Below are 22,164 nucleotides of genomic sequence, written 5' to 3' on the forward strand. Positions count from 1 at the left end.
TCCATCGACGCCCAGCGGTCGCCCATGGAGGCGTTCGTGATCGAGGGTCCGTCAGAATTTCCTCTGGAGGGCACGATCCCTCTGGAGGGGGAATCGCCATGCGCAGGATTGTGATGATGCTCGTTAGTTCAGTTCTTTGTTCAGGGTGCGTGGATGACGAGCTCGCCGAGTGGCGTGGCGACGAGATCGACGTAGAGGCGCTGGAGGACGACGAGACACTGGGCGATGACGTGCTGCAGGAGGACGAACATGCGTGGATGCGAAGCGAGTCGATCCACGCACACCAAGCGGTCGACGAGGAGTCCTGGCCAGAGGCTGACCAACCGGCCCCGGACGACGAACCGCCGAGCGATGACGAGCCCGACGCGCCCGACGGGCCCGACGGGCCCAAGCAGGTGACCTCGTTCTCGTGGTCCAGCGGTCAATCCATCACCCCAACTGGCACGGTGCCCCCAGGAGGCAACAGCCATCAGTCCTGTCAAGGCTCTCCGAGCTGTATGCGTACTCCGCAATGATCGGGCATGATGCGATGGTGGATGTTCGGGCCAACGACTCGATGGTCGAGGCCTCGGCATCGAACGATCCACTCTCGGTCGAACTGCGTCGACCCATGGTGGAGGCGGGTGATGGATTCGCTCGTGGCATCGCCTACGAGACCATCCGACAGCGCCTGTTCGGTCACGTTCGGGCGGCAACGATTGGTCGTCATCGCCTCGAGAAACTCATCGGCAGCGGAGGCATGGGCGAGGTCTACGCCGCTCACGACCCGGAGCTCGATCGCCGCGTTGCCATCAAGCGAGTCGTGGGGTGCTCGGATGTGGACGCCGACGATGCCCAGCGTCTCCGCGATGCGCTGCTCCGAGATGCGCGCAGCGCGGCCCGGGTGCAGCACCCCCACGTGGTGGAGATCTACGACTGTGGGGTGCAGGGCGATGACCTCTACGTCGTGATGGAGCTGGTCGAGGGACCCACCCTCGACCAGTGGCTGGTCGAGGGCCCACGCTCGTGGCGCGAGATCGTGGAGCTCTTCGTGCAGATCGGGCAGGGGCTCGCAGCGGCCCACGAGCAAGGGATCGTCCATCGCGACTTCAAGCCCAGCAACGTGCTCATCGGCACCGATGGTCGCGCGCGGGTCGCCGACTTCGGCCTCGCGCGCGTGGCCGACGAGCTGAAGGTGACTCGCCCCGGCAACCTCACCGGTGAGGCCATTCCCGCGACCTCACTCGGTGTGGTCGGAACCCCGCAGTACATGGCGCCCGAGCAGTATCGGGGCTCGAGCGTGGGCCCACCCGCGGATCAGTTCGCCTACTGCAATGCGCTCTACCGCGCGCTGTTTCACGCGCCACCGTTCTCGGGCCGTACCCTCGACGAGCTCGCAAGCAACGTGATGGAAGGGCACCTGCGACCGCCCGCAGATCGGCACGGGGCGCCGCGAGCCCTGGTCGGGTTGGTCCTGCGAGGGCTGGCATCGGATCCGAACGATCGTCACCCGTCGATGAGTGAGCTGGTCGATCGGCTCCGCGCGGTGCTGTTGCGTCGGACGCGGATCGCATGGTCGTGTGGTGCGGCTGCGGTGGCGCTCTGTACCGCGTTGGGTGGCTATTGGTGGCCACGAGATTCGATGGCATCGCCGTGCGCCGTGGATGAAGCGCCCTGGACCGTGCAGGAACGCGCGCGGGTCCACGATGCGCTCCTCGAGCGGTCCACGACGGACTCGTGGGCGATCGGGCCGAGCATGGCAGTGCTCGACCAACGCGCCCACACCTGGACCGCGGCGCGCAAGGACACCTGCGAGGCGACCCTCGTGCGAGGCGAGCAGAGCTCCGAGGTGATGGATCTACGCGTGGCGTGTCTCGAGCGACAGCGCGTGCAATTCTCGTCGATACGGTCTGCGCTCGAAGCCCCCGGTGGCCCTGCCGGCATCGAGGCGCTGTCGCTCGCCCGTCAGCTCGCTCCGGCGTCCGATTGCAGTGCAGAGCTCGTGCGACAGCTGGCCACGCGGGCTCGAGCATTCAGCCATCGAACCGAGCGCTCGGCGACCCCCGAGTCCGAGGCCACGTGGCGCGAGCTCACCGAACGCCTCACTCGGGCTCGAGTCGCAGCGGCGCTCGCCGACTACCCCCGAGCGCTCGACGAGGCGCGATCGGTGGCCGAGCTGGCCGAGGCGGAGGGGTTTGGCTACCTGCTGGCCGAGGCGCGCTTGCTCGAAGGAGCCTATGGCATGCGCCTGGCCCGGACCCAGCAGCAGCACGACCGGGCTCGCAAGGCGCTGGAGGACTCGGCACCGCTCGCCGTCGCATCCGGCAGTCCACGCCTGGCAGCGGTGGCCTTCCTGGAGCTCGCTGCCATGGCCCCGATCACGGGAGCATCCGAGGACCGCTCGATATGGGTGGAGCTGGCCGCGGCCCACGCGGCGCTCGCTCCGTTCGATGTCGACCTGTCACGCCGCATGATGCTGGCGCGCGGGGACTTGGCCCGCGAGCGAGGTTCGCTCGACGACGCCCTGCGCCACTATCGGCAAGCTCTGTCCCTGGGCGAGCCGGGGCATGATGCGACCCGAGCGGCATTGGGCGTGGCCGAGGTCCAGCGCGCTCGTGGGGATCTGTTGGACGCGAGGCAGACCCTGGAAGACCTCCGCAGGATGCTCGAGCGCGCTGGTGGCACGTCGCTCCTTGCACCCACCCTGCACAACCTCGCCCTCGTCGCTCTCGACCAGCAGGCCGTGGAGGAGGCCCGGGAGCTGGCCAGTGAGGCCGATGCGTTCTATCGGGCGAGCGCGACCGTCGACGAGCTCGAGCACCAGCAGGCTCGCATTACCTTGGCGCGAGCACTCAGGCTGGAGGGTGGGGCAATGCTGGCGCAGGAGATCCTGCTGGATGTGGTGGCGGTGCTCGCCGCTCAGGGAATCGTCGCTCGGCCCGTCTTGCTGCACGCGCTCGACGAGCTCATCGAAGCCCACCTCGATCTCGGTGTGCCCCATGACGCAAGGGTCACCGCCGAGCGATTGCTCGAGACCGCAGTGTTGCACTACCCCGACGGTCATGCCGAAGTGGCGCTGGCTCGCATGATGCTCGCCAAGGCTGCCCTCGCCGCCGGCGACCCCGAGCTGGCGTTGTTGCAGAGCCGACATGCGCACGAGTCCCTGGGGGCGGATGCGGACGCCCTGCTTCGAGCCGAGCTCGGCTTTCGATACGCCCAGGCCGCATTCGAAATCGGTGACCGCGCGACGGCGAGGCAGCGGTGGCAGGAGACCAACGAGCTACTGGACGGAATCCCCGGCGCCGAGTTCGGGCGGGCGGAAGTGCAACGATGGGCCGAGGAACGGGGGCTCGACCGTGAACGATGAACAACCGACCGAGCAGCAAGATCGTCGACTGTTGCAGGCGTGGGTCGCCGGCGATCGACGCGCCGGCGAGCAGCTCTACGACCGCTACTTCGACGTCGTCTACCGCTTCTTTCGGTCGAAGATCCCGGAGGCCACCCAGGATCTCACCCAGACCACCATGGAGAACCTGATCAAGAGTGGCAGCAACTTCCAAGGGACCGGCAGCGTACGCTCGTTCGTGCTGGGGATTGCGGTCAACGTGCTGCGTCACCATCTGCGCGCCCGCGGACGCGATCGCCTCGAGCTCGACGGCGAGGCGGCCTCCTGCGAGGATCTCGGCCTCGGGCCATTCGAGCTGGTCGCAGGCAACCAGGACCAAAAGCTCCTGGTCAAGGCGCTGCGACGGATTCCCCTCGAGCACCAGATCGTGGTCGAGCTGCACTACTGGGAAGGCCTGAACTCGCGCGAGATCGGCGAGGCGCTCGGGGTACCGGCCTCGACGATCCGCGACCGCAGGCAGCGTGCCAAGGTCTTGCTGCGGCAGAGGCTCGGGGCGCTCATGGACGGCGAGCAGCGGGTGGAGAGCACGCTGATGGGGCTTCGAACGTGGGCGGCCGACCTGCGACGGAAGATCCGCGGCGGCTGAGCGGGGCGAGAGTCCAGATCCGCAGCAGCCTCATCGCGTGCTTCGTCAACACCGAGCTTGGTGGGCACTCCTTCGGTGAATGCTCTCGCCCAGCGCCGAGCGCCGGGCTGACGACCACCCAGGACACAAAGATGCGTATGTCTCGATCCTCTCGTTCCCCTCGCCCACTCTCGCTCTCCCTCTGCGCGGCCTTGGCCCTGCCGTTGCCCCTCGTGGCCTGCGATCCCGACGACACCGATGATCCCGATGCCCAAGTCGTGGACAACCACGGTGAGCCCGAGTCTCAGTCGCTCGCGAACCCCACCGCTCCCCGCGAAGCCACGTGTAGTGTCGGTGCACTGTGGGGCGGGAGCTACTGCACCAATGAGTGTCCTTGCGATCCCCTCGAGGGCGACTGCGACTCGGACCTGCAGTGCGGCGCTGGTCTGCAGTGCGACTCGAACGTGGGGGCCAAGTATGGGACCGATCCCACCGTCGACGTCTGCCAGGCACCGTGCATGGGCACGCCCTCGCAGCTGCGGGCCTGGTGGACGGCAGACACCAACGCCACCGATGAGATCGGTAGCCGGCACGGCGCTCTGCACGGCGGAGCCTCGGCGGGGGCGTCGGGCTTCTCCAGCGGTGCGTTCTCGCTCGATGGCACCGGCTACGTCCAGGTCGCCGACCACTCCAACCTGGACTTCGGGATCAGCGACATGTCGCTGGTGATGTGGCTCAAGACCACTGACGTCAACGGCGTCAAGGTCCTCGTCGACAAGCGCAAGGAGGTCTTCAACGACGTGCAGGGCTACGTGGCCTACCTGTCGAACGGCAAGCTCGGCTTCCAGCTCGCCGATGGCACCGGCTCCTCGTCCTGCTCGTCGAGTGCTTCGGCCTCCTGCACGAACTACGACTCGGGCTTCGACGTCGCCGATGGAGCGTGGCACTTCATTGCGATCACGGTCGACCGCGACGGCGTCAGCGGGCTTCGGTTCTACGTCGATGGAACGCTGGTGTCCTCGAAGAACGCGACCGTGCGCCCGCAATCGCTGAGCAACAACCGGCCCCTGCGAATCGGCGCCCGCTCGGAGAGCGGAAGCGGAAGGATCGTCGCGAAGCTCGACGAGGTGCAGCTCTACGGCCGAGTCCTCACGGGATGGGAACTCTCGGAGATCTACGAGACGGGGACCAACGGGCTGTGCCGCATCGAGGACCCGCCCCCTCCCCCGCCGGGTGGCGGTGGTGGTGGTGGTGGTGGTGGCGGCGGTGGTGGCGGTGGCGGTTGCCTCGACTACCAATCGTGCCCGGTCGCGCCGGTCGAACCGCAGCAACCGTGACTGCGGCGCTCGAGCGCCATTGGCGCACGAACTCGAGCCTCGACCATCGACGACGTCGTCGCATGCCCTGCGTAAATTGCGTGCGGTGGGGCCCCAGCGGATCACTCGACGGGGCCCCAGCCGCACCATCGATCGTTCACCCGCACCCAGGGACGCCCGAGGGTTGCCGAACGTCTTGCGGATCTGTGTGATCGTCCCCCGGCCACTGACGGCCACGCACCCTCACCCAATCCGATGAAGACGTTCCTGCTCGCCCTCTCCTCGACTGCTGCCTTGCTCGCCGGTTGCGATTCCAGCGAGGCTCCGCCGTCTCCCAGCCCCACCCCGACCCCGACGTCGACGATCGCAGCCGACGACGCCAAGGGCAGCGACGCGAAGGCCGAAGCGGCCGACGGCGCCGAGGCGGCCGACGGCGCCGAAGCGGCCGACGGCGCCGACGCAGCACCGACCCCGCCCGTCGCCAAGCCGCCGGTCGACGTGCCCAACGCGGCGTACTTCGCCGTTCGCGACAAGGGGCTGGTGGTCCTCACCGACGAGGGGTTCGCCACGGTCCCCGGCGCGATCAATGCCTACACGGCCAAGCTCCTGCACGGCGCCGACGGCCAGCTCTACACGATGTCCACGTCGGCCGTCGCGAAGCTCGGCACCACCGGGACGGTCTCGGTGGCCACCCTCGACTACGACACGGTCGGCAGCGTCGCCGACTTCGACGTGGGCCCCAAGGGCGAGATCTGGGTCATCGGCACCGCCGGCGTCTCCGAGTTTCGCGATGGTGCCTGGCACACCGAGAGCAAGAGCGCGGTGGGCCTGAGCGAGGAGTTCGCGGTGGGGATCGCCGTCGACTCCACCGGTGAGCCATGGGCCGCCAACAGCGACGGCCTGGTCCACCGCACGGGCGGCAAGTGGGAGCCGGCGTCGCTTCCCAGCGGGCCCACCAAGTACCTCGACCAGATGGGACGAGGGGCCGATGGCGAGGTCTACCTCTCCACCTACGATCGACTCTTTCGCCTCACCGGCACGCCCGGCAAGGTCAAGGTCAAGGTCTCCACCTACGAGCGCCCGAGCGACTTCGCGTTCTCGCAGTCGACCTACGGCGTGGCCAAGGGCGGGCTCGAGAGCGTCTCGATCTTCTTGCCCGCCGACAAGGCCGTGCTCTACGGCAAGAAGGCGCTGGCGATCGGCACGCTCTCCGCGGTGGCAATCGACGAGCAAGGCCGCGTGTGGGCGGCGGGAGACGCCGGGGTCACCATCGTGGCCCCGGGCCAGGACCCGGTGGTGTGGCGCTCGGGCAGCATGGAGGCCATCGCGGGACAGATCTCACAGGTCATCGTACGCGGCGACGGCCCCACCCTGCCCGAGGCCGGCGCGGTCAAGAAGGGTGGCCTGCGAGGTCGAGTCACGAAGGCCGGCGCCGGCGTGGCCGGCGTGAAGATCGAGCTGTGCGAGAGCCCAGGGCTCATCTACACGCGCACTCCTTGCTCGGGCTCGCCCACCCACCTGCGCGGCACCACCGACGCCGAGGGCAACTTCGCGTTCGACGACGTGCCGCTGGGTGCGTACGGCCTGGCCATCAAGTCCGGTCGCAAGTGGCAGATCACCCTGGGCGCTGCGCTCGGCACGCGAATGACCGAGGGCGAGGTCTACGACATCGGCGACGTGGCGCTCTCGGACAAGTGAACCAAAGCGCCCGGGCGTCGACGACACCCACGCCAGCGGGCGCATGGCCAGAGGCTGCTGCCCTTCGGGTAGCCTCTGGCCATGCGCCCGACGCCCCTGCTCGCCTTGCTCTGCGCCACCGCGACCCTCGGCGGGTGCGCGTCGCCGTGTGCTCGCGTCGAACAGGCTCACACCGAGCTCACCCAGCCGACGGCGCCTGGTGTCGCGGGTGATCATCTGCGCCTGTCGATGCCGCTCGCGCTGGTCGACCAAGTCGTCAACCGCGAGCTCCGCGGGCTGCCGCGCGCCCACCTGCCCCTGCCTGCAATCGCCGGAGTGTCGCTGGGTGCGGCGAGCGTCGGGGTCGACCGGGTCGCGGTGGTCCCCGGCCCGCCCGAGGAGGTGTCGTTCGTGGCCGACGTCTCGGTCCGCTCGGGCACGCGAACGCTGCTCCCCGTGCGCGTCACGGCCCGCGTGCGACCCAAGCTCGATCCGGGCAACGGCCGGGTCGTCATCGCGCTCGATCCCGAGGGCCTGGTCGCCATGAATGCGACGCTGGGCCCCGGCGGCACGACGACGCTGATCGATGCGCTGTGGGCCCAGCTTCCCGGCGCGGCACGCATGCTGACCACCAAGAGCGATCTGGCACGCCTGGCCGAGCCCACCGCCAACCAGCTGCTGCGCAGCGCCGCCAACCTGGTCGAGCGCGAGCTGCTCGACGACCTCGGCAAGGTCGCCCGCGTGGAGCTCGACCTCCCGCCGATTCCGGTCGACGAGATCCACGTGCGCTCGAGCGAGGCCGACCTCGTCATCGGCGTCCACACGCCCCTTCCCTCCCGCGGGGCGATCGCACCGACGGTGCCGCGCACAACCCCGGCCCACCAGGTGGAGCTCACGATCCACGCTGCGGCCGCGGTCGAGCTGGTCAACGACGCCATGCGCCGCGGTCAGGTACCCCGCCGCTTCGAGCTCGACGGCAATGCCGATCCCAACGGCCCTCTGGAGGCTCACCTCGCCTGGGACGGCGCCGCCCCCAAGCCGCTGCTCGTGCATGCGTTCCTGCTCGATCCCGCCGCCGCCGGTCGCCCGCCCAAGGACTGCGCCCACGTCACCCTCGGCGCCACGCCGCAGGTGAGCGCCGAGCAGGGCCACCTGGTGCTGGCCACCAGCGACGCCAAGGTGCAGGACGTCGAGGGCTCGGCCGCGGTCAAGGCGGGCCTGTTCTTCGGCGGGGTCAGCCGCCGCAGCTTCGAGCACGTGGAGAGCATCGCCGCCCGCACCGACTTCGAACTGGGCCAGCAGAGCCTGCGCGCCCAGCTGCAGAGCGCCAGCCGCAGCGGCGACCACCTGGTCTTCGGCCTCACGCTGTCGCCGACGCCCGGTCCGGATCGCCCTCGGGCTCGACCTGCACCGTGAGTGTCGGGCGAGCGTAGTCCGCGTGGGCGTCCTTACGATTCCCCGCGCTCACGAAGGGACTGGTAGTCTCCGGCCATCGAGCCGATTCGAATGGACCTACGCATGCGCCATCACCCGGTCGTTTCCTCGCGTCTCTCCCTCCTCGGCGTCGGTGCGCTGGGACTGCTGGCACTTCCCGGAGCGGCCCATGCGTTGGATCCGTTCACCAACGCCACCCCGATGCTGAACAACCCCAACGTCTCGAGCGGGGTGGCCATGGGCGTGGCCGACCTCGACGGCGACGGGCTCGACGACATCATCCGCATGCACGACGCGGACGACCTCGAGATCGAGTACCAGCAGCCCGACGGCACCTTCAGCCACTACGTGTGGATGCAGGGCCTGCCCGGCAGCAGCCAGTGGGGCATGGCGATCGGCGATGCCGACGGCAACGGCTACAAGGACATCTTCGCGGGCGGTGCCTACAACGGCATGAAGCTGCTGCGCGCCAACGACATGGGCGACGACTTCACGCTGTCGACACTGCCGGCGCCGGGCGTGTTCGTGCAGTGCGTCAACTTCGCCGACATCGACAACAACGGCACGCTCGACCTGTTCGTGTGCCACGACGACGGCCTGTCCGCGCCGCTGTCCAACGACGGCTCGGGCAACTTCACCTACGACACCGGCCTCATCAACCCCGTGTCCACCGTGCCCTCGGACAACTCGGGCAACTACGGCACGGTGTGGACCGACTACGACGACGACGGCGATCTCGACCTCTACATCGCCAAGTGCCGGCTGTCGGTCAACGACCCCATGGACGGGCGTCGGCTCAACCTGCTGTTCGAGAACGACGGCAACGGCAACTACACCGACGTGGCCGAGGCGCGAGGCCTGAGACCGGGCGCGCAGTCGTGGGTGATGGACTTCGGCGACATCGACAACGACGGCGACATGGACGGGTTCCTGGTCAACCACGACATGCTCAGCCAGCTCTACGAGAACCCGGGCGGCGGCGCGCCGTTCGTCGACATCACGGCCGGGTCGGGCATGACCGCGGACCTCCAGGCCATCGACCTGGGCATCCAGGCGCACTTCGAGGACTTCGACAACGACACCTTCATCGACCTCCTGGTCACCGGTCGCGAGGGTCAGCACCGCCTGTTCTTCAACAACGGCGACCACACCTTCACCGCCGACCTCGATGCCTTCCCCACCGGGGGCCTGGGCATCCAGAGCGCGGTGGTGGGCGATCTGGACGCCGACGGCTTCCGCGACGTGCTGGCCGGCTTCGCCACGGGCTACAACCAGCCCAGCTTCGGCAATCCCGACCGGCTGTTCCTGAACCCGGGCAACGCCAACCACTGGCTCGACATTCGCCTGACCGGGGTGGAGAGCAACGTGGAGGCGGTGGGCGCCCGCGTGGAGCTGCACGGCCCGTGGGGCATCATGGTGCGAGAGGTCCGGGCGGGTGAGGGCTACGGCGTGGTCAACTCGTTCACCACGCACTTCGGGCTCGGCGCCCACACGGCCATCGACAGCGTGGTGGTGCGCTGGCCCTCGGGACACGTGGACACCAGCAACGACCCGGCCGTGCTCGACGAGCAGGTGCACATCATCGAGGGCTGCCCGGACACCTGGTACCCGGACACCGACGGCGACGGCCACGGCGACGCGTCGGCGGGCATGACCGCGTGCCTGCGTCCGCAGGGCCACGTGGCCGACGACACCGACTGCGACGACGCCGACGGCGACGCGTTCCCCGACAACCCCGAGGTCTGCGACGGCAAGGACAACGACTGCAACGGCGAGCTCGACGAGGGCATCATGTGCGATCCCGACACCGGCGGAGTCGACGGCAGCGGCAGTGGATCGAGCGACGGCAACCCGGCCGACGGCAGCAGCAGCGGACTCCCGCCGGGCACCAGCGGGCCCGACGGCACGACGGCCGTCGGCAGCAGCGGCGACGATGCGGGCACCACCGATGGCGACGGGGATGCGGGTGCGGCCGACGGCGGCGGCCAGGGCTGCGGCTGTGCCACCGGCAATCTCGGGGGCGAGGGTGGCCGGGATCGTGGCGGCCCCGCCGGGCTGATGGTGCTGGCGTTCGGGCTGCTGCTCGGCCGGCGGCGTCGCCGTTGCGCCCGCGCGTGAGCACCGGATCGAGGGTCGTCATGCCCGGCGCATCGAACCCGACCCCGTCCCGCCCGCGACGGCCCCCCCCGCGACTGCAGGCGACGACCGTGGCGCTCCTGCTGGGGGGCGCGTGCCTGCTGGCGCCGTCGACGTCCAAGGCTGCGCCCACCTTGCCGGGGCAGCTCGTCAATCCGATCACCTCGTCGAGCAACTGCGAGTTCTGCCATGGCTACGAGAACGCCCTGACCGACGAGCTCGCCCCCGACTACGCACCGCTGCGCACGTGGCAGGGGTCGATGATGGCCAACAGCGCCCGCGACCCCGTGTTCTGGGCCGGGGTGGCGGTGGCCGACGGCGACAGCCCCGGCGACACCATCCTGTGCGTGCGCTGTCACTCGCCGCGGGCCTTCCTCGAGGGCAACGGCAGCGCGACGGCGATCGAAGATCTCACCCCGGATCAGCAGGACGGGGTGGAGTGCGAGCTGTGCCATCGCATGACGGACGACGGCGTCACCGCGCCCGGCAACGCCCAGTACGTGATCGACGACCAGCTGGGGGTCGACCTCGTCGTGCCTCGCCGTGGGCCGTGGTCGTACGACGACGGCGTGCCGCTGCCGCCCCACGGCCACCTGCCCGACGGCTACCTCGGCACCTCGCGCCTGTGCGGCACCTGCCACGACGTGACCACCGACACCGAGCGCGTCGACGACGCGGGAGTGGGCATGGGCACGGGCTTCAACGAGCAGCGCACCTACAGCGAGTGGCTGGGCAGCGCATACGCGGTACCCGGCCCCAACTTCGCCAGCTGCCAGGACTGTCACATGCCCGCGGTGGCCGACAAGCCCGGCTGCACCAGCAACTTGAACCAGTACACCCACGCCACCGGCGGACGGCGCCACGATCTGGTGGGCGCCAACCGGTTCATGGTGCAGGTGATGAAGTCCGAGTACGGCTCGGCGGGGGCCAACCTCATCGCCGATCGGTACTTCGACAACACGCTGGCCGCGATGGACGAGCTGTTGCCCACCGCGGCCACGCTCGAGCTGCAGGGCCCCACCGAGGTCGACCTCGCGATGGGCTTGCCCGAGCTCGCGGTCACGGTCACCAACGACACGGGCCACAAGCTCCCCACGGGCTACTCGGAGGGCCGCGAGATGTGGCTCGAGGTGGTGGTCGAGTACGCCGGCGAGGTGGTGTACGGCTCGGGTCGCTGGGATCCGGCCACGGGCATCGAGCGGGATCCCCAGCTTCGCACCTATCGAGCGATCGGTGAGCGCTGGTCCGACGGCACGACGCTGCACCTGCTGCTCAACGATCACTGGCAGGAAGACACCCGGATCCCGCCGCGGGGCCTGCTGCCCGACCCGCAGACCGATCCGGTCGGCGATCGCTACGCGCTGCAACCCGACGGTACCTGGCCCCACTTCGACGAGCACGTCTACGCGTTCCCGGGCGCGCCTCGGGTCGTCGACGTGACGCCCGGCGATGACACCGACGACGAGCTGCTGGTGACGGTGCGGCTGCGCTACCTCATCAACAGCCCCGAGTACGTCGACTTCCTCGCCAGCAATGCGGGCGACGCGGGGCTCCACGTGGCCACCTTGTTCGAGCTCGAGGGCGGTGCCCCGGCGCTGGTGATCACCGAGCAGACGCTCGCGATCCCGATCGTGAACTTCGGTACGCCGCCGGGCACCAGCGGTGCCGACACCACGGGCGGTGGCAGCACGGCCGGCGAGACCACGAGCACCCAGAGCGGCGGCACGATGCCCCCTGGCGGCTCGACGGGCCAGCCCGGCGGCACCACGGACCGGACCGACGGCACCGCGGGCAGCAGCAGCGGCGACGTCGCGGGGGCGAGCGATGACGGGGGCGAGGGTTGCGCGTGTCACGGCTCCGGCCGTGGCGGTCCGGCGTGGTCGTGGCTTCCGTGGGTCGTGCTCACTGTCCTTCGCACTCGAACCGCAGGCCCACGTCGGCGTCGGCGCAGGGATACGGGAACATCGTGGGCATGCTCCACTCGAGGTACTGCTCGCAGGTCAGGGTGCCCACGCACTCGGAGACGTTCTCCCACGCCGTAGCGCACAGCGGCGAGAACGCGGCGGCCTCGGCCAGGTTCGCCTCGCACGCGATCACGCACTCCTCTTGGCTCGGCCATTCGGCGGTGCACGTGAACGCGACGGCGCAGCCCTGCTCGCAGGCGCTCGCGGGCTCGCCGGTGCTGCCGCTGGACTCGCTGGCGCTGGTGCTGCCGTCGGCGGCCGTCGTGGAGGTCGCGTCGGTGGTGCCGTCGTCCCCGGACGACGCGCCCATCGCCGTGCTGCCGCCGTCGGTGACGGCGCTCGAGCTGCCCCCGGTGGTCCCGGACGAAGTGGACCCGGCGCCCGAAGTCCCCCCGCTGCTACCGCTGCCCGCACCATCGTCGTGGCCGGAGGGCTCCTCGGCACGGCAGGCGAGCAGCAGCGCTCCGCCCAGGACGAAGGCGCGAGCCCTGGTCGAGTCCATGAGCGTCCGATGGTCGCACGGGGCAAGGCGCACGGGGAGGGCACCCGAGCCCCATCCTCCGCAACGAGCCCAATGGCCGTGAAGGACCCGCGGTACAGTCCCCCCATGCGCGCCGCTCACATCACCGCCCTCGAGGGACCCGATGCCATCGAGGTCGTCGAGCTCCCCGATCCCACCCCGGCCAAGGGCCAGGTCGTCGTCGCGGTCGAGTCCGCCGGGTTGAACTTCCCGGACCTCTTGATGACCCGCGGTCTCTACCAGATGAGGCCACGGGTGCCATTCGCCCCCGGAGGAGAGATCGCAGGCACCGTGGTCGCGGCCGGACCGGATGCAGCGTTCGAGCGCGGCGATCGGGTGATGGCGCTGACCGGCTGGGGAGGGTTTGCGACCCACGTGCTCGTGGGGAGCGAGCGTTGCGTCCGCATCCCCGAGACCATGCCCACCGATCTCGCGGGCGCCTTCGCGTTCACCTACGCCACCGGCTACCACGCGCTGGTCGACCGGGGCGCCCTCGCGGCCGGCGAGACCGTGCTCGTGCTCGGAGCCGCCGGCGGGGTGGGATCGGCCGCGATCGAGCTGTCGGTCGCGCTCGGAGCCAAGGTCGTCGCGGCGGCGTCGAGCGCCGACAAGCTCGCATTTTGTGCCGAGCTCGGGGCCGCCCACGGCATCGACACCTCGCACGAGGACCTCAAGGTACGCGCCAAGCGGCTGAGCGGCGGCTCGGTCGACGTGGTCTACGACCCGGTGGGCGGAGAGCAAGCCGACGCGGCCCTTCGCACGCTCGGACCCGGCGGCCGCCACCTCGTGATCGGGTTCGCCTCGGGCACCATCCCCCGGGTCCCGTGGAACCTCGCTCTGCTCAAGCAGTGCTCCATCGTGGGCGTGGCCTGGGGCGCATGGGCGCTCGCCAATCCACTCCGCCACGCGAGCAACATGCAGGCCCTGTTCGAGCTCCACGCCAAGGGGGCGCTACGCCCCCGGATCACCGCTCGCCACGGGCTCGACGAGGTCGGGAAGGCCCTGCGCGCGATGGAGGCGCGGCAGGTGATGGGCAAGGTGATCATCGAGCCCTCGCGCTGATCGCAGCGCCTCGCCCGACACGGGCGCCAGGGCACGATGGCGGACATTGCGCGCCCCCTCGCGTTCTCGCGCGCGGTGCCGTACCGTTCGGCCGCCTGCGACGGCCGCCCGTCGCCTCGCTTGCCATGCTCGATCGACCCGATCCGCCCCGCTCCCGTTGGCTCGTGCTCGCGCTGTCGCTCGCAGCCCTGGCCTGCACCCGCGGCAAGACCGACACCACCGCGCCCGACGGCGGCACCCCGCCCCCCGTCGTCGCCGATTCCTCGTCCTCCACCGACCCCGAGCCCCCCCAGGACGCTTGCCGCAGCTGGGCCGACCTCGACGTCTCCACCCTGCCCCCGCTGCCACAGACCCCCTACACGGCCACGCTCGAGCAGGTCTGGCGCACGGTCCTCGACAAGCACTACGACCCCACGCTCAATTGCCTCGACTGGCCCGCCATCCGGGTCGAGTACGGCGGCAAGCTCACCGAGGCCAAGGACGAGGCGGCTGCGTACGCGGTCATCACCGAGATGCTCGGACGCCTGGGTCAGAGCCACCTGGCCGTGGTGCCCCCGCGACAGCGCGTGGCCGGTGAGCCCCGCGCCGCCGTCAAGTCGGGCGACGCTCGCGTGCCGGTGGAGGCCCGGGTGATCGACGGCGAGGTGGTCGTCGTCGACGACGCCCTCGATGGCCACCGCAGCGGGCTCCCGCGCGGCGCCAAGCTCATCGCCATCGACGACGCCGAGCTCGCCGAGATCGTCACCGGCATGAAAGAGCGCCACCCCGACCGCGAGGTCGAGGCCACGTTTGCCGTGCGCCGCACGGTCACCTCGCTGCTGTCGTGCCCCACCGGCGCCAAGCGAAGGATCCGCTTCGAGCCCCTGGGGGCCAAGGCACCGAAGGACAAGAGCGTCCCCTGCCAGCCGATCGAGGCCGAGCGCGTCTCCCTGGGCAACCTCAAGAACATCCCGGCCGTGGTCGAGCACCGCATGCTGCCGGGCTCCAAGGTCGGCTACATCGCATTCAACATCTGGATGCTGCCGCTGGTGCCCAAGATCGAGGCCGGCCTCGAGCAGCTGCGCAAGCAGGGCATGGAGGCGCTCATCCTCGATCTACGGGGCAACCCCGGCGGCGTGGGGGCCATGGTGGTCCCCGTGGGCCGGCTCATCCTGTCCGAGCCGGCCGATCTCGGCACCATGAACATGCGCGAGGGCAAGCAGACCTTCAACGTGTCGGTGGGCGAGGATCCGTTCACCGGGCCCATCGCCTTGCTGGTGGACGAGGGCACCGCGAGCACGTCGGAGATCTTCGGCCAGGCGCTGCAGGATCTGGGGCGCGTCACCGTGTTCGGCGCGGTGCCCTCGCAGGGCGCCGCCCTGCCCTCGGTGATCGAGGAGCTGCCCGGCGGCGCCATGCTCCAGTACGTGGTGGCCGACTATCAGAGCCCCAAGGGCATCGCGGTCGAGGGCAAGGGCGTGATCCCGGACACCGTCGTCCCCGAGACCCGGCAAGACTTCGCCAAGGGCCGCGACCCCGTGCTCGAGGCTGCCCTGGCCGCGCTGCGCGGCAAGGGCAAGTGACGCGGATCAACCCCCGACCAAGAGGACCCAAGACCATGCTGCGCCGACGCATCGCCGACCTTCGCCTGCTGTCCCTGCCGCTCTCCCTGTCCCTCGCACTGTCGCTCCAATTGGCGGGCTGCCAGAAGCCGCCGGCCACCGACACCACCACGCCGACCGACGCCAGCGCGCAGGCCGACGCCAACGCGCCGGCCGAGCCGGCCGAGGCACCGCTGCCCGCCGCCGACGAGGTGCTGGCCCGATCGATCGACGCCGTGGGCGGAGCCGACGCGATCGCCAAGATCGAGTCGAGCTACACGGAGGCCAAGACCGAGATCAAGGCCCAGGGCATCAGCCTCGTGACCCGCATCTGGTCCAAGGGCAAGGACTTCTACGTCGAGAGCGACATGCCCGGGGTGGGGCTGTCGCAGGTGTGGAAGAAGGGCGACGAGATCTGGTCCAAGGACCCGATCAACGGCATGCGCAAGCTCGAGGGCAAGGAGGCCGCGCAGACCCGCTGGAGCTCGGATCCCATGCTCGCCGCCAACTGGCGCGAGTACTTCGAGCAGGCCAAGACCCTCGGCCGCAGCAAGGACGGCGAGCGCAGCCTCGTGGAGGTCGAGCTGTCGGGTGCCGACGGAGCCAAGCTGGTGCTGATGTTCGACGAGGCCACGGGGCTCCCGGCCGGGCAGAGCTTCGAGCAGCAGACCCCCATGGGCTCGCTGCCGATCCGCATCACGGTCGACGACTACCGCGAGATCAAGGGGGTCAAGTTCCCGTTTCGCTCGGTCACCGACATGCAGCTGATGAGCGCCGTGCAGGTCACCGAGAAGCTCGAGGTCAACGTGGAGATCGACGACGCCAAGTTCGAGGTGCCGACGAAGGCCCCGGCCGAGGCTGCTCCCGCGTCCGACAAGAAGGGCAAGGCCGACAAGAAGAGCAAGGCCAAGAGCGGGTAGCCCTGCCGTCGACTCAGCTGGGAGGGGCCGCGGCCATCGAGAGCGCGGCCACGCTGCTCGCGGCGACCGGCGGCGTGCTGGGGACGACCGCTTGCGGGCCCGTCTTGCGCTCGGCGGCTCGCTCGCGGCGACGCCGTCGGTTGGCCAGCGCATGGCGAGCGGTGCCGGGCAGCGTGGCCAGCAGTGCCTCGACCCGCTCGCGGAAGCTCCGGCTCGAGCGGATCTCGGTCCCGCACTCGAGGACCACCGTGTAGTCCCCGCCCGGGCGTGCGTTGACGGCCGACACCGCATCGACGTTGACGATGGCCGAGGGCCGCACCCGGATGAAGCGCCGAGGGTCGAGCTTGACCTCCATCGCCTTGACCGTGTGCCGGACCAGGTGCGTCTTGCGGTCGGTGTAGATCTGGACGTAGTTGCCCGCGGCCTCGACCCACACGATCTCGTCCGCCGCGATGGTCAGCGTACGCTGACCGTCGCGGAGCACCAGCCGGGTCGGGTAGGCACCGTCGCCCTCGATGGAAGCGAGTGAGGGTTCCACGTTCGCCCTCAACGCGGCCCCGCGAGCCCGCTTACAGCCAACGCACGGCCGCCGGCCTCTGCGCGCCCGTCGGCACCACGACGCGGAGGGGCGCCCGCTCCGATTTCGCCCAGAACACAGTTCTCAGGGGGTCGTGACCGTGAAACCGATGAGTCGGTAGTTGTTCAGCCCATGGTTGTGCAGGTGGAAGTGCACGGGGGTCCCCACCTCGACGTCGGCGGGGGCAGTCCAGCGTGGGCGGAGCTGGCCGGCCGCCGAAGGAATCGGTAGCTCGGTCTCCCAGGCGATCTCCTCGCCAAGGGCCACCGCCACGTGGGCGGTGGCCTCCTCCTCAAACCAGAGCGCATCGTAGAGGATCACCAGCTCGAGCTCGTCGCCCTCGTGGATCCGGGCGAGCGAGCTCTGGACGAAGGCACCGTAGGTGCAAAGGTCCGTGCTCACCTCGAAGATCCCCGTCTCGACCCCCCAGCCCAGCTCGCACTGCACCCAGTCGGGGCGGTGGTCGGCGAACGGATCATCGGCCGCATCGTCGAGATCCCAGGCCTCGGCGCGCACCAGCGGCATCGGGATCCCCGGCTGGCTCGGTGGGCCATCGCTGTCGTCGGCCACGCCCGACGAGCTCGAAGCCATCGCCGCCATCGTGCTCCCGCCGTCGTCGGCCTCGGCCGACGTCCCCGGCTCTCCACATCCCGCGAGCGCCCAAGCAACGGAAACGGCGCTCACCAGGGCTCGTGCCTGCATCGGTCCCCACATCCGGGGGCGAGGGTACCAAGCTCCCCCGCTCCTGTGGCATGGTCCCATGAGGGATCGGAAGGAACGCGATGTCGAGCATGCGAGGCCGCTGGGCGTGGATCGTCGGGTGGGGGCTCTGGACGAGCGCGGGAGGCTGCGGCGACCCGTCCTCTCCCCCGCCAGCGACCGGGACGGAGGGCACCTCGAGCACGGGGGCCACGGAGGCCGGCACGAGCGGGCCAAGCGCTGACGACACCAGCACGGGGTCCGTCTCCGAGCCCGATGTGACCTACCACGGGGACGTGCGCGCCGTGCTCGAGCGGCACTGCGTCACGTGTCACCAGCCCGACGCCGTGGCGCCCTTTCCCTTGACCACCTACGAGGAGGCCCATGCGCTGCGGGAGTCGCTCGTGCTCTCGGTCGAGGCGGGCACGATGCCGCCCTGGATGCCCGGCGACGGCTGCCAGGACTACCTCGGCGAGCCCGAGTTCACCGACGAGGAGCGTCAGCTCCTGCGAGCATGGCTCGACGAGGGCGCGGCCCAGGGCGACCCCGCGGACTACGTCCCTCCGACGATCCCCGATCCTCCGGGGCTGTCTCGGGTGGATCTCACCCTCGCCATGCCCGAGCCCTATCTGCCCTCGCAGATGCCCGACGACTACCGCTGCTTCCTGCTGCCCTGGCCGGAGGTCGAGACTCGCTACGTGACCGGCTTCGCGGCGCTGCCCGACGATCTACGCACGGTGCATCACATGATCGCCTACGCGATCGCGCCCGATCGAGTCGCGCAGTACGAGGCGCTCGACGAGGCCGATCCCGAGCCGGGCTACACCTGCTTCGGAGGTCCGGGAGGCCCCATCACCAGCCCCCAGTCGGCTGGCACCTGGCTCGGCGCGTGGGCCCCGGGTGGAATCACGGGCGACTTCCCCGAGGGCACCGGGATCGCGATGGAGCCCGGCTCCAGGGTCGTGCTGCAGATCCACTACAACACCCTCGTCGGCGACCTTCGGCCCGACGGCAGCGCGGTGCAGCTACGGATCGACGCCGAGGTGGAGCGCCCTGCGTTCTCCATGCTGTGGGCCGACCCCGCCTGGCTCGCGGGCGGCATGCCGATCCCGGCCGGGGAGGCGCAGGTCGTCCACTCGTTCGAGCTCGATCCCACCCAGTTCATGAACCTGCTCACCGACGTGATCCCGGCGGGCACGCCGTTCCAGATCCACTCGGCCTCGCACCACATGCACAAGCTGGGCACGCGGGCGCAGCAGGAGATCCTGCGCGGCGATGGGAGCCGCGAGTGCTTGCTCGAGCTGCCGCAGTGGGACTTCGACTGGCAGCAGGCCTATCGGCTCGCGGACCCGGTGCGCTTCGATCCCGGCGACCGCCTGCGGCTCGCATGCGAGTGGAACAACGAGGCCGGCGACCAGCACGTGAACTGGGGTGATGGAACCCAGGACGAGATGTGCCTGGGCGTCTACTACGTCACGGCGCTGTGAGCCGATCATGCGGGCAGGCGGCTCGATCCCGAGGGCCGGGCGTCCGATGGGTCGCGGAGCACGATCGCGACGCCCGCGGTATGCTCTGGCGCCTTGCCTCGCTCGAGCCTGCGATCGCGGATGAGGGCTCGTGCCGTGGAGACGGCGCGGCGGGTCGCCATGGGCGCACTCGAGCGGCTCGGGCGAGAAGCGGAGCGCTTGGTGGGGCGCTTGCCGCCGGTGGTCGAGACGATGGCGCTGCGCGGGAGCACGGCGGCATCGGCCCCGCCGTTCGCCCCCGCACCGCCGCCCATCGTGATCGAGCGAGCCACGGCGAGCCGGCGACCCGCGCCCGAGGAGCCGTCGGCGAGGGAGCAGCGGGTCGAGGCCACGGCGTCCGAGCCTTCGTCGCGGCTCGAGCTGGTGCCGCCGCTCGAGCCATCCAGCGAGACACCCACCGTGGCCGTGATGCTGGCGCTGCACCTGCGGGCTCACCTCGAGCCCAGGCTCACCGCGCTGAGACACGGAGCGACGTGGGCCCAGGCCCAGGAACCCGAGCAAGCGCTGCGCAAGCTCCGGGTGGCCACGCGACGGCTGCGAGCGTTCGCCCGAGTGTTCGCCCCCGTCATCGGCGACCGGCAGGCGCGCAAGCTCGACAAGCGGCTGCGGGTCATCACGCGAGCGGCGGGCCCCCGGCGGGAGTGGGATGCGATCCTCGCCAGCCTTCGGCGCGAGCACGAACGGGCGAGCGAGGCGATCGCCAGGGCGGCGCTCGAGCACGTGATGGTCTGGGCCGAGGAGCAGCGCGAGGCGACGACCCGGCGCATGGACGATGTGCTCGACGGCAAGGACCTACCGGGCCTGGCGCAGGCGATCGACGCGGCGCTCGACCGGGTCTGTGGGCGAATGTTGGCGCTTGGGCATGATCCGTCCGCGCAGGTGGAGGCCTGGCTCGAGCCGCCGCTCGCGAGGGCAGTGGCTCGGATGCCCACCCTCGCGCCCGAAGCCGACGTCGAGGTCTGGCACGACGTGCGCAAGCGGGCCAAGCAAGTACGGTACGCGCTGGAGCTGGTCGGGCCCGCCCTGGACGAGTCGGGCAAGACGCTGCGCAAGCGGGCCAAGGCCATCCAGCGCATGCTGGGAGAGCATCGCGATCTGGCCGTACTCGTGCGTCTGCTTCACGCGCAGCGACAGCAGCTCGTCGAGGCCGGACTGCCGACGTTGGCGGGAGGGCTGCAGACCACGGAGGGCGGGTTGATCCAGCGCCTGCGTCGGATCGCCACCACCGTCCAGCTCGACGGACTCGAGCCGGATCTACGGGGGCGGCTGCACGCACGAGCCGATGAGTTCCGGTCCGCGCTTCCCGAGCCGCCGCGCCTGGCCACCCCCAAGAAGGCGTAGGCGTTCAGGCCGGCTCGTCGGGGGGCTTGGGCGCCGCGGACTCGGGCGCGACGGATGGTTCGGGCGCGACGGGTGGTTCGGCCTCGACTGCAGGCGAGGGCTCGACCGTTGCCTCGACCTCGACCTCGGGCTTGGTGGGAGTCACCTCGAGCACGTCGGGGAGCGGTGCGCCGCCGAGGAACAGCTCGGACGCGCGATACCAGGAGAGGCCTCGCCCCACGAAGATCTTGATCACCGCGGCCGCCGGCAGGGCCAGCAGCACGCCCATGAAGCCGAACACCTCGCCGCCCACGAGCAGGGCGAACAGCACCCAGACCGCGGACAGGCCCACCTTGTCGCCCACCACGCGCGGGGTGATCACGAAGCCCTCGATCACCTGGATGATCGAGTAGGCCACGATCACGCCGATGAGCTGCCCCCAGCCCGTCCAGTAGATGAGCGACATCACCACGCCCAGGCCCACCGCCACCCCGCCGCCCACGTAGGGAATGAACGACAAGAAGCCTGCGACCACCCCGATGAGGAAGGCCAGGCGCACGCCGATGATCGCGTAGGCGAGCGAGTAGAGCACCGCCAGGATCAGCATCACGATGAGCTGACCGCGGATGAACTCGCCGAGGATCCCGTCCACGTCGCGGGCCACCTCGACCACGAAGCCGCGGTAGCGCAGGGGGACGAGGTCACGAACGCCGGCCGTGATGCGATCGAAGTCGTAGAGCAGGTAGGCCGCGAACACCGGGATCAGCAGCAGGCTGGCCAGCGCACCGAGCAGCGAGAGTGCGCCGCCGAACAGCGCCTTGAGCACGGTCCCCGCCGGGACCGCTGCCTGCTTGGCCAGTTCGCCCGCATCGACGTGGAGCTGCGCGAGGATCTTGTCGAACGAGTCGTCCGCGGAGACGCCCAGGCGCTGCAGCAGGGGCTCGGCCAGGTTGGCCAGCTGCCGGGCCTTGGCCGGGAGATCGGAGAAGAACGTGACCAGATCGCGGATGGCGCCCGGCAAGGCCAGCGCCAGGAACAAGGTGATGCCCCCGAGGACGACGGTGAGCATCACCGCGATCCCCACGCCGCGCGAGTAGCCCCGAGCCTCGAAGCGGTCGACGACCGGGTCGAGCATGTAGGCGATGAGGAACGCGAAGAAGACCGGGGTCAGGGCGCCGCGGAGGAGGTAGAGCAGCCAGCCGATGGCGAAGATCGCGGCGAGCGCGACCATCCAGCGGGGGAAGATCCGGCGGGTGGCTGCGAGCATGAGGGAGGATTATCACAGATCTTCACGCATCCCGGTGGACGAGAACGGTGCCGAACACGCTCGCACAGGGCCACGGTGCACACGGTACGGAGTGAACCGCATGCCCGATCGTGCGATGCACGGCCGCGTCGTAGGGGACGGCGACCCGAGACATGACCATCCGCATGGACCACGCCTCGGAGAGTGGTCACTAGGTCGTGTATCGAGGTTGGGGCC

Annotated in this window: 16 protein-coding genes; 13 read left to right on the plus strand and 3 right to left on the minus strand. The window is 70.1% G+C overall.

Translation table 11 applies throughout. The features are described 5' to 3' along the window. Positions 1-98 precede the first annotated feature (98 nt). The 11 genes from OEB96_RS17615 (at position 99) to OEB96_RS17665 (ending at position 16,559) form a co-directional block, all read left to right on the plus strand. Positions 99-515, plus strand: coding sequence for a hypothetical protein (locus OEB96_RS17615; protein WP_266217168.1), 417 nt, complete (start codon positions 99-101; stop codon positions 513-515). Next, positions 512-3,346: a serine/threonine-protein kinase gene (locus OEB96_RS17620; RefSeq protein WP_266217169.1), complete on the plus strand. Its 2,835-nt coding sequence runs from the start codon at positions 512-514 to the stop codon at positions 3,344-3,346. Before OEB96_RS17615 ends, OEB96_RS17620 begins: the two co-directional genes overlap by 4 nt. Continuing rightward, entirely contained in the window at positions 3,336-3,971 is a 636-nt protein-coding gene (locus OEB96_RS17625) for an RNA polymerase sigma factor (protein ID WP_266217170.1), read from the plus strand. The genes OEB96_RS17620 and OEB96_RS17625 overlap by 11 nt, the downstream gene beginning before the upstream one ends. Before the next feature lie 191 nt (positions 3,972-4,162). Then, positions 4,163-5,287, plus strand: a complete 1,125-nt coding sequence (locus tag OEB96_RS17630; RefSeq protein WP_266217171.1) for a LamG domain-containing protein — start codon at positions 4,163-4,165, stop codon at positions 5,285-5,287. Positions 5,288-5,521: 234 nt separating this feature from the next. After that, on the plus strand, positions 5,522-6,964 hold the full coding sequence (locus OEB96_RS17635) for a carboxypeptidase-like regulatory domain-containing protein (protein ID WP_266217172.1): 1,443 nt from the start codon (positions 5,522-5,524) through the stop codon (positions 6,962-6,964). 81 nt (positions 6,965-7,045) lie between these two features. Next, positions 7,046-8,359 carry a hypothetical protein gene (locus OEB96_RS17640; protein ID WP_266217173.1) on the plus strand — a complete coding sequence of 438 codons (1,314 nt, stop codon included), beginning with the start codon at positions 7,046-7,048 and terminating at the stop codon, positions 8,357-8,359. A 102-nt stretch (positions 8,360-8,461) separates the two neighbouring features. Beyond that, complete coding sequence (locus tag OEB96_RS17645) at positions 8,462-10,495, plus strand: FG-GAP-like repeat-containing protein (RefSeq protein WP_266217174.1); 2,034 nt, start codon at positions 8,462-8,464, stop codon at positions 10,493-10,495. 89 nt (positions 10,496-10,584) lie between these two features. Beyond that, the gene (locus OEB96_RS17650; RefSeq protein WP_266217175.1) at positions 10,585-12,555 is read left to right on the plus strand and encodes a multiheme c-type cytochrome; all 1,971 of its coding nucleotides are present in this window, start codon (positions 10,585-10,587) and stop codon (positions 12,553-12,555) included. Between the two features lie 529 nt (positions 12,556-13,084). Continuing rightward, positions 13,085-14,059 (plus strand): NADPH:quinone oxidoreductase family protein, encoded by a 975-nt coding sequence (locus tag OEB96_RS17655; protein WP_266217176.1) that lies wholly within the window; start codon positions 13,085-13,087, stop codon positions 14,057-14,059. A 125-nt stretch (positions 14,060-14,184) separates the two neighbouring features. Then, entirely contained in the window at positions 14,185-15,621 is a 1,437-nt protein-coding gene (locus OEB96_RS17660; RefSeq protein ID WP_266217177.1) for a S41 family peptidase, read from the plus strand. Positions 15,622-15,656: 35 nt separating this feature from the next. Next, complete coding sequence (locus OEB96_RS17665; RefSeq protein ID WP_266217178.1) at positions 15,657-16,559, plus strand: hypothetical protein; 903 nt, start codon at positions 15,657-15,659, stop codon at positions 16,557-16,559. A 13-nt stretch (positions 16,560-16,572) separates the two neighbouring features. On the opposite strand, the gene OEB96_RS17670 is transcribed toward OEB96_RS17665, so the two are convergent. Continuing rightward, on the minus strand, positions 16,573-17,097 hold the full coding sequence (locus tag OEB96_RS17670; RefSeq protein ID WP_266217179.1) for a LytR/AlgR family response regulator transcription factor: 525 nt from the start codon (positions 17,095-17,097) through the stop codon (positions 16,573-16,575). Positions 17,098-17,220: 123 nt separating this feature from the next. After that, complete coding sequence (locus OEB96_RS17675) at positions 17,221-17,838, minus strand: hypothetical protein (RefSeq protein ID WP_266217180.1); 618 nt, start codon at positions 17,836-17,838, stop codon at positions 17,221-17,223. 80 nt (positions 17,839-17,918) lie between these two features. On the opposite strand from OEB96_RS17675, the gene OEB96_RS17680 reads away from it, so the two are divergent. Next, positions 17,919-19,322, plus strand: a complete 1,404-nt coding sequence (locus OEB96_RS17680; RefSeq protein ID WP_266217181.1) for a monooxygenase — start codon at positions 17,919-17,921, stop codon at positions 19,320-19,322. Positions 19,323-19,442: 120 nt separating this feature from the next. After that, a complete protein-coding gene (locus OEB96_RS17685; protein WP_266217182.1) occupies positions 19,443-20,702 on the plus strand; it encodes a CHAD domain-containing protein in 1,260 nt (419 codons plus the stop codon). A 4-nt stretch (positions 20,703-20,706) separates the two neighbouring features. On the opposite strand, the gene OEB96_RS17690 is transcribed toward OEB96_RS17685, so the two are convergent. Beyond that, positions 20,707-21,948, minus strand: coding sequence for an AI-2E family transporter (locus tag OEB96_RS17690; protein ID WP_266217183.1), 1,242 nt, complete (start codon positions 21,946-21,948; stop codon positions 20,707-20,709). Between the last annotated feature and the right edge of the window lie 216 nt (positions 21,949-22,164).

The sequence above is a fragment of the Paraliomyxa miuraensis genome (genome assembly GCF_026337845.1).
GTDB lineage: Bacteria > Myxococcota_A > Polyangia > Nannocystales > Nannocystaceae > Paraliomyxa > Paraliomyxa miuraensis.